The sequence below is a fragment of the Streptomyces sp. NPDC029164 genome, assembly GCF_055563995.1.
Genome location: NZ_JBVHWW010000018.1, coordinates 159361 through 167004, shown reverse-complemented (window position 1 = coordinate 167004; position 7644 = coordinate 159361). Strand labels below are relative to the sequence as shown.

The window sequence follows — 7644 nt, the reverse complement described above, 5'->3', positions numbered from 1 at the left end:
TTGATGCCGTCGATCAGCGAGTGCCGGCAGCCGTACTTGTTGTCGAACTTCGACTTCGTCACCGCGTCGTTCACGTTGATCGCCGGGAACAGCAGCGTGCCCTCGGACATCATCTCGTACAGACGGTGGACACCCGTGGTGGTCTCCTCCGTCACGCCGCGGATCTCGGACGCGAGCTGGGTCCACTTCTGGGGGGACTCGCCGAGGGTGCGGTTGAGCAGGGTGAGGATGTGGGCGTACTCCTCGGAGTCCGCCGTCGACGGGTCCGGGGCCGCGCCGGCCTTCTCGAACTCGACGCCCTTGTGGACGAGGAGGGTGGCGTCACCACCGTCGTCGAGGATCATGTTCGGGCCGCCGGTGGGGGTGTTCGGCCAGGTCAGCGCCTGCTCCGTGCACCACCAGTACTCCTCCAGCGTCTCGCCCTTCCAGGCGAAGACCGGGATGCCCTGCGGGTTCTCCGGGGTGCCGTTCGGGCCCACCGCGATGGCGGCGGCCGCGTGGTCCTGCGTGGAGAAGATGTTGCAGGAGGCCCAGCGGACGTCGGCGCCGAGGGCGGCCAGCGTCTCGATCAGGACGGCGGTCTGGATCGTCATGTGCAGCGAGCCGGTGATGCGGGCGCCGGCCAGCGGCTGCGCCTCGGCGTACTCGCGGCGGATCGACATCAGGCCCGGCATCTCGTGCTCGGCCAGGGTGATCTCCTTGCGGCCGAAGGCGGCAAGGGACAGGTCTGCGACCTTGAAGTCCATGGGTGCTGCTCCTCATGGTTCGAGAGGTGGGTACGGCTGGTCCGTGCGCCGTCCTGGGGACGGGACACCGAGCACAGTCCGTCGGGGGTCCTCTCTCCCCTCGGCCGGTCGCGAGGACCGCCCGACCCGCCATCAGCAGCGACGCCTGACACTGACGACGAATCTACACCGATCGGTGGAGTGAGCCCCAGTCAGACGAGGAAGAAGGCGTGTGGTGATGTCAGGCCCTCCGGCTGGCACTTTCAGGGCCTTCCGGACTTTTCGATCCGCCGTTTACGCAGGGGGGACGCCGGTCGATCGGGAACCCATGCGCGATCCCGCAGGACCCGTGGCACGAAGGAGAGCTCAGTGACCAGTCCGGCAGACCCGTCCGTGGACGGGAGCGCGGGCAGGCCCGCGGCCGGGCCGGGGCGCCTGAAGCCGCTCGCCGTCACCGCGTGCCCCAGGGGGATCGCGCACGCGTACATGGTCGCGGAGAAGCTCCAGCAGGCCGCCGACCGCCTCGGTGGCCTGCACGTACTGCGCGAGATCCGCTGATCACAGCCCTGCCGTACCGTCCGGGAAGCCGGCGCCGGCGTGGCCCGCCCGGGGTGCCCCCGACCCCGGCGCCTCGGACCGAGGGCCGGCGCCCGCCGGGCCTGATGCGCGAAGGCCCCCGCGGGCCGGGCCGGGTCCGAAAGAGACGGCCTGGTGCTCGCGGGGGCCTTCGTACGTCCGTGGGTTACTTGGCGGCGTCGGGACGGTAGATGTCCGGCTCCAGGTAGATCACGCGGGCGATCGGGACGGCCTCGCGGATGCGGGCCTCGGCGGCGTTGATCGCGTCCGCCACCTGGGTGGCGGTGTCGTGGCCCTCGACGGCGATCTTGGCGGCGACCAGCAGCTCCTCGGGGCCGAGGTGCAGGGTCCGCATGTGGATGACGCGGGTGACGACGTCCCCGTCGACGAGCGCGGTCTTGATCTTCTCGATCTCCTCGATGCCGGCGGCCTCGCCGAGCAGCAGGGACTTGGTCTCCGCGGCCAGGACGATCGCGATCACGATGAGCAGGACGCCGATGCACAGCGTGCCGATGCCGTCCCAGACGCCGTTGCCGGTCAGCAGGGCGAGGCCGACGCCGCCGAGCGCCAGGACCAGGCCGACGAGCGCCCCGAGGTCCTCCAGGAGGACGACGGGCAGCTCCGGGGCCTTGGCCCGCCGGACGAACTGGGTCCAGGTCTGCTTGCCGCGGATCTCGTTCGACTCCTTGATCGCGGTGCGGAAGGAGAAGGACTCGGCGATGATCGCGAAGACGAGCACGCCGACCGGCCAGTACCAGGCCTCGATCGGGTGCGGGTGGTTGATTTTCTCGATGCCCTCGTAGATGGCGAACATGCCACCGACGGTGAAGAGCACGATGGAGACGAGGAAGGCGTAGATGTAGCGCTCGCGCCCGTACCCGAAGGGGTGCTGCGGGGTCGCCTCGCGCTTGGCCTTCTTTCCGCCGAGGAGCAGCAGCCCCTGGTTCCCGGAGTCCGCCAGCGAGTGGACGCTTTCCGCGAGCATCGACGAGGAGCCGCTGAAGAGGAATGCCACGAATTTGGCTACAGCGATGGCGAGGTTGGCGGCGAGTGCCGCCACGATCGCCCTGGTACCGCCCGACGCGCTCATGGATGCAGGATGTCCTTCCTAGCCACTGACTACCGGCCGCACATTGTTGCAGCCGACGGGACGGACTCCGCGTCAGACCACCACGGTGGCACGGAAGACCGTGCCGCTTCCGGACAGTTCGACCTTTTCGCCCGCCGGTACGAAGACCGATTCGCCGGGGGCCAGCGGCAGTTCGCCGGCCGTCACGGAACCGGCGGTCACGGAACCGGCCGTGCAGAGCAGGATCTGCGGGGCGTCCTGCGACAGCACGCGGGAGACGCCACCGGGTGCGAGGAGGAAGCGGGAGAGCCGGAACTCCTCGATGGGGCTCTCGTAGACCTCCTCGCCACCGTCGCCTTCGGGGCGCAGTACGTTCGGGTCGCCCGGCTCGAAGCGTGCGATCCTCAGCAGCTCGGGCACGTCCACGTGTTTGGGGGTGAGTCCGGCGCGCAGCACGTTGTCGGAGTTGGCGAGCAGCTCGACGCCGAGTCCGTCGATGTAGGCGTGCGGGACGCCCGCGCCGAGGAACATGGCCTCGCCGGGCTGGAGTCGGACGTGGTTGAGCAGCATGGCCGCGATGACTCCCGGGTCGCCCGGGAAGTGGTGGGCCAGGGTGGCGTACGGGGCGTACGGTCCGCCCAGGCGCTCGGCGGCGGCCGCGGTCTCGTGGACGGTGTGGGCCATCTCGGCGCGGTCCGCGGTCAGTACGGCGGTGAGCATCTCGCGCAGGGCCGCCTCTTCGGGGTGCGCGTGCAGCAGGTCGACGTACGGCTTGAGGCTGTCCACGTCCAGGCCCGCGAGGAGTCCGGCGGCGTCCAGCGGCGCGCGGAAGCCGCACAGCCCGTCGAACGCGGTGAGCGCGCAGATCATCTCGGGCTTGTGGTTGGGGTCCTTGTAGTTGCGGTGCCCCGCGTCGATCGGGACCCCGCGGCGCTCCTCGTCCTCGAAGCCCGCCTTGGCCTGGGCCTGGTCGGGGTGGACCTGGAGGGAGAGCGGCGCGCCCGCGGCGAGGATCTTGAGGAGAAAGGGCAGCCGGGGGCCGAACTTGGCGACGGTGGCCGCGCCGAGCTCGCCTTCGGGGTCGGCCGCGATGACGTCCGAGAGGGCGACCTGGCCGGCGCCGCGGTCGAGGCGGGAGGGGGCTCCGGGGTGGGCGCCCATCCACAGCTCGGCCTGGGGCTCACCGGTGGGTTCGACGCCGAGGAGCGTGGGGAGGGCCGTGGTGGATCCCCAGGCGTAGGGGCGGATCGTGTTCGTCAGGCGGTCCATCGTCGTCTTCCTGGATAGAGCCGGGGCAGGTGCGCGTACCTCAGCCGTGTCCCCCGGAGGCCAACGCCAGATAGGCGGTGGCGAAATCCGTGACGGCGAGGAGTTCGGCGAGCTGCTCCAGCTCGACGCCCTCCTCCGGTTCGAGCTCGCTGACGGCCGTGTCGTGGCTGAGGGCGAGCTCGCGTGCGGCGGGGGCGGCGGTGAGGCCGCCCGCCGGCCGGTCACGCAGCAGGACGATGCGGGCACGAAGGGCCTGGGGCTCTTCGACCCGGTCACGGAAGAAGTCTTCGGGGTCGGCGCCGGCCGCGAAGGCCCCGGCGAGCAGGATGCCGTGGGCGGGCAGCGCCTCGGGGAGCGCGGCGGCCAGTGCGGGGCGGCCGGCGAGCTCGGCGAGGGTGGCGGCGAAGCGGCGGCCGGCGGGTGCGGCGCCGTTGCCCTCGCTCCAGATGAGCGGAAGGGAGTCGGCCAGCTCGGAGGCGAGGGTCTTGGCCGGGTTGGAGTAGGTGGCGATGGCGGGCCCGCAGCGTTCGGCCGTGCGGTCGAGGCGGTCGGCGACGAGCTGCAGGGTGTCGGGGGCGGCGGTGATCAGGCCGACCTTGTCGAGGAGCAGCAGCAGGGGCGTGAGCAGCGCCCACAGGGCGCCGGGGCCCGCGGCGGCCGATTCGTCGTACTCCTGGTACGGGGCCTTGGCCATCGGTACGAGGAGCCCGTGCGCGCCGTCCACGGCCTCGCTCAGCGGTGAGCGCTCGGGGGCGACGGCGACGACGGTGCAGCCGCGCCGGTACGCCTGCTCGGCGAGGACGGCCAGCCCGGGCTCGGTGCCGTCGGTGGTGGCGAGGAGCAGCAGGTCGACCGGGCCGGCCCAGCCGGGCAGGGCCCAGCGCAGCGCGCCGGCGGCGTGCGCGACGCCGGTGGGGTCGAGCCGGATCACGGGCGCGGAGGCGCCGGCGAGGGCGCCCAGCAGGTCGGCGACGCCGGTGGCGGCGGTGCCGGGTCCGGCGATCAGGACCGCGCGGGGGCGGCCGTCGGGCCGCAGCTCCGCGAGGCCCGCCTCGTTCGCGTGCCGGGCCGCGGTACGGACTCTCGCCCCGGCCTCGGCCGCGCCGCGGAGCAGGCCCCGGCGGTCTACGCGGGCGAGATCGTCCGGTGCGTCGAGGAGCGACTCGTCGAGCATGGCGGCCTCCGGCGGTCTTGACGGATCCAGGGTGGCGGAATGATCAGGCGGGGCGGCGGGCCTCGTCGACCAGGAGCACCGGGATGCCGTCACGAACCGGGTACGCGAGGCCGCAGTCCTGGCCGGTGCAGATCAGCTCGGGGGCCGTCTCGTCGGCCGACTTGTCCTCGAGGGGCGAGTGGCAGGCGGGGCAGGCGAGGATCTGCAGGAGGCCGGCTTCGAGCGGCATGGGGCGGTTCCCTTCGGGCATGCGGATGGTTCCGGGGTGGGGCGAGGTCAGCGTACCGCCGAGTCACCTCCGGTGCGGGCTGGAGTGTGCGCGGTGGCTCCCGCCGGGGTGGTGGGTTGCGGCGCCGTGCCCGGGGACGCTGCCCCCGGGCACGGCGGGGGCTGGACTCAGCCGCGGATGAGGGACAGGACCTCGTCGCGGACCTTCGACAGGGTGGCCGCGTCACGGGCCTCGACGTTCAGGCGCAGGAGGGGTTCGGTGTTGGAGGCGCGGACGTTGAACCACCAGTCCTCACCCGTCGCCGTCAGACCGTCCAGCTCATCCACCGTGACGCCCTCGCGGCCGGCGTAGGTGGCCTTCACCGCCGCCAGACGGGCCGCCTGGTCGTCGACCGTCGAGTTGATCTCGCCCGAGCCCGCATACCGGTCGTACGAGGCCACCAGGGCCGACAACGGACCGTCCTGGCCGCCCAGGGCCGCCAGCACGTGCAGTGCGGCCAGCATCCCCGTGTCGGCGTTCCAGAAATCCTTGAAGTAGTAGTGCGCCGAGTGCTCACCACCGAAGATCGCACCCGTCTTCGCCATCTCCTCCTTGATGAAGGAATGGCCGACGCGCGTACGGACCGGGGTGCCGCCGTTCTCCCGGACCACCTCGGGGACCGACCAGGAGGTGATCAGGTTGTGGATCACCGTGCCCGAACCGCCGTTGCGGGCCAGCTCACGCGCCGCGACCAAGGCGGTGATCGCCGACGGGGACACACCCACACCCCGCTCGTCCACGATGAAGCAGCGGTCCGCGTCACCGTCGAACGCGATACCCAGGTCCGCGCCCTCCGCCAGCACCCGCGCCTGGAGGTCCACGATGTTCTTCGGGTCCAGGGGGTTGGCCTCGTGGTTGGGGAACGTGCCGTCCAGCTCGAAGTACATCGGCACCAGGTCGAGCGGGAGGCCGTCGAAGACGGTCGGGACGGTGTGACCGCCCATGCCGTTGCCCGCGTCCACGACGACCTTCAGGGGACGGATCCCCGTCAGGTCCACCAGACCCCGCAGGTGCGCGGAATACCCCGGCAGGGAGTCCAGCTCCGAGACCGTGCCCGCCACCGTGCCGGCGGCCACCGCCGGAGCGCCCTCGTCCGACCACTTCTCCACCAGCTCACGGATCTGCGACAGACCCGTGTCCTGACCCACCGGAGCCGCACCCGCACGACACAGCTTGATGCCGTTGTACTTCGCCGGATTGTGCGACGCCGTGAACATCGCACCCGGCAGATTCAGCGAACCCGACGCGTAATACAGCTGGTCCGTCGAACACAGACCGATCAGCGTCACATCGACCCCACGCTCCGCCGCACCCCGCGCGAACGCAGTCGACAGACCCGGCGACGACGGCCGCATGTCATGACCGATCACGATCGCCGAAGCACCCGTCACCTCCACGAACGCAGCACCGAACAGCTCCGCCAACGACTCGTCCCACTCGTCCGGCACGACACCACGCACGTCATACGCCTTGACGATGTTCGAAAGATCTGCGGCCACTGCCTGCCCTCCTGAGGTTCTGTGCGGTTCGGCAAACCTACCCTGAACCAGGAGCGCCTACCGAGGCGAGCGGGGCGTCAGGAATCGGGCGATCTCAGGACGCGCAGGTGTCCACGACGGGTCTCGCCGGTGACCGGGCGGCCCTGGCCGGAGCCGCCAGCCTCGGCCGCGCGCCCGGGAGGGCGGGCGGCTTCACGGACCGCGTTGGCGAGGGCTTCGAGGTCGTCGCCACTGGGGCGGGACGGCCCGGAGCCGTCGGACAGGCGGACGACGTCCCAGCCGCGCGGGGCGGTCAGGCGCTCCGAGTGCTCGGCACACAGGTCGTAGCAATGGGGTTCGGCGTAGGTGGCGAGCGGGCCGAGAACTGCGGTCGAATCGGCGTAGACGTACGTCAGTGTCGCGACGGCAGGGCGGCCGCACGCGGTGCGCGAACAGCGACGTACAAGGCTCACGACGTTGGACGGTACCGCACTCTTGACCGGGCCGCGACGACTCCACCGCCGCTCACTCCCCCGTGTCGTGCTCGGGGCTACCCTGCGGGGGTGATGGACACGCCTCTGCCTCCCTGCCCCGGCGAGCCCCCCGCAGGGGCCCCCACCGAGCCGCGTCCGCGCCGGCGGGACCGGCACGGACGCGGGATGCGCGGGCCGGTGGCCCCTCCTCAGGTGCCGCTGTCGGCGAGCCGGGCGGAACTGTTCGGGGACCTCGTACGGGACTCCGTGGAGCGGCTGGAGCGGCGCTGGCCGCAGCTGGGCGAGGTGGAGTTCCTCGTCGGCGACGTGCCGGGTCCGCCGGGTGGTGCGGACGGCGGCTGGAACGACGAGGCGGTGCCGCTGGGTGCGGTGTCGGAGTCGCGTGAGGGCCGGCCGGCCCGGGTGGTGGTCTTCCGGCGGCCGGTGGAGATCCGCACGAAGACGCGGGACGAGAAGGCGATGCTGGTCCACGAGATCGTGGTGGAGCAGGTGGCGGAGCTGCTCGGGCTGTCGCCCGAGACCGTGGATCCGCGGTACGGGCAGGAGTGACGGAGGCGGGGACCCCGGGGGTCCCCGCCTCGTCGACCGTGG

The 7644-nt window shown here is 71.8% G+C and carries 9 protein-coding genes; 2 read left to right on the top strand and 7 right to left on the bottom strand.

Annotation, left to right across the window (positions count from 1 at the left end; all coding sequences use genetic code 11):
* Positions 1-746, bottom strand: a 746-nt coding sequence (locus tag ACZ4VT_RS19320; RefSeq protein WP_351304076.1) for an adenosylhomocysteinase, incomplete at its 3' end; no start/stop codon positions are given.
* Positions 747-1094: 348 nt separating this feature from the next.
* On the opposite strand from ACZ4VT_RS19320, the gene ACZ4VT_RS19315 reads away from it, so the two are divergent.
* The gene (locus ACZ4VT_RS19315) at positions 1095-1283 is read left to right on the top strand and encodes a hypothetical protein (protein WP_467951122.1); all 189 of its coding nucleotides are present in this window, start codon (positions 1095-1097) and stop codon (positions 1281-1283) included.
* 184 nt (positions 1284-1467) lie between these two features.
* Here ACZ4VT_RS19315 and ACZ4VT_RS19310 read toward each other — a convergent pair whose 3' ends face one another.
* From ACZ4VT_RS19310 to ACZ4VT_RS19285, 6 genes are all read right to left on the bottom strand, one after another.
* Complete coding sequence (locus ACZ4VT_RS19310; RefSeq protein WP_467951121.1) at positions 1468-2391, bottom strand: cation diffusion facilitator family transporter; 924 nt, start codon at positions 2389-2391, stop codon at positions 1468-1470.
* 72 nt (positions 2392-2463) lie between these two features.
* Positions 2464-3639, bottom strand: coding sequence for a mannose-6-phosphate isomerase, class I (gene manA / locus ACZ4VT_RS19305; protein ID WP_467951119.1), 1176 nt, complete (start codon positions 3637-3639; stop codon positions 2464-2466).
* Between the two features lie 40 nt (positions 3640-3679).
* Positions 3680-4813: an SIS domain-containing protein gene (locus ACZ4VT_RS19300; RefSeq protein WP_467951118.1), complete on the bottom strand. Its 1134-nt coding sequence runs from the start codon at positions 4811-4813 to the stop codon at positions 3680-3682.
* A gap of 43 nt (positions 4814-4856) precedes the next feature.
* The gene (locus ACZ4VT_RS19295; RefSeq protein ID WP_030015246.1) at positions 4857-5042 is read right to left on the bottom strand and encodes a Trm112 family protein; all 186 of its coding nucleotides are present in this window, start codon (positions 5040-5042) and stop codon (positions 4857-4859) included.
* A 167-nt stretch (positions 5043-5209) separates the two neighbouring features.
* Positions 5210-6580: a phosphomannomutase/phosphoglucomutase gene (locus ACZ4VT_RS19290; protein WP_467951117.1), complete on the bottom strand. Its 1371-nt coding sequence runs from the start codon at positions 6578-6580 to the stop codon at positions 5210-5212.
* A 77-nt stretch (positions 6581-6657) separates the two neighbouring features.
* Positions 6658-7032 (bottom strand): DUF3499 domain-containing protein, encoded by a 375-nt coding sequence (locus ACZ4VT_RS19285; RefSeq protein WP_319734150.1) that lies wholly within the window; start codon positions 7030-7032, stop codon positions 6658-6660.
* Between the two features lie 93 nt (positions 7033-7125).
* On the opposite strand from ACZ4VT_RS19285, the gene ACZ4VT_RS19280 reads away from it, so the two are divergent.
* A complete protein-coding gene (locus tag ACZ4VT_RS19280; protein ID WP_362860254.1) occupies positions 7126-7602 on the top strand; it encodes a metallopeptidase family protein in 477 nt (158 codons plus the stop codon).
* Positions 7603-7644 lie beyond the last annotated feature (42 nt).

Coding starts and splice junctions, on each gene's coding strand:
- ACZ4VT_RS19300 (WP_467951118.1), bottom strand. CDS start 4,813: ATGCTCGACGAGTCGCTCCTCGACGCACCGGACGATCTCGCCCGCGTA.
- ACZ4VT_RS19295 (WP_030015246.1), bottom strand. CDS start 5,042: ATGCCGCTCGAAGCCGGCCTCCTGCAGATCCTCGCCTGCCCCGCCTGC.
- manA (WP_467951119.1), bottom strand. CDS start 3,639: ATGGACCGCCTGACGAACACGATCCGCCCCTACGCCTGGGGATCCACC.
- ACZ4VT_RS19280 (WP_362860254.1), top strand. CDS start 7,126: ATGGACACGCCTCTGCCTCCCTGCCCCGGCGAGCCCCCCGCAGGGGCC.
- ACZ4VT_RS19310 (WP_467951121.1), bottom strand. CDS start 2,391: ATGAGCGCGTCGGGCGGTACCAGGGCGATCGTGGCGGCACTCGCCGCC.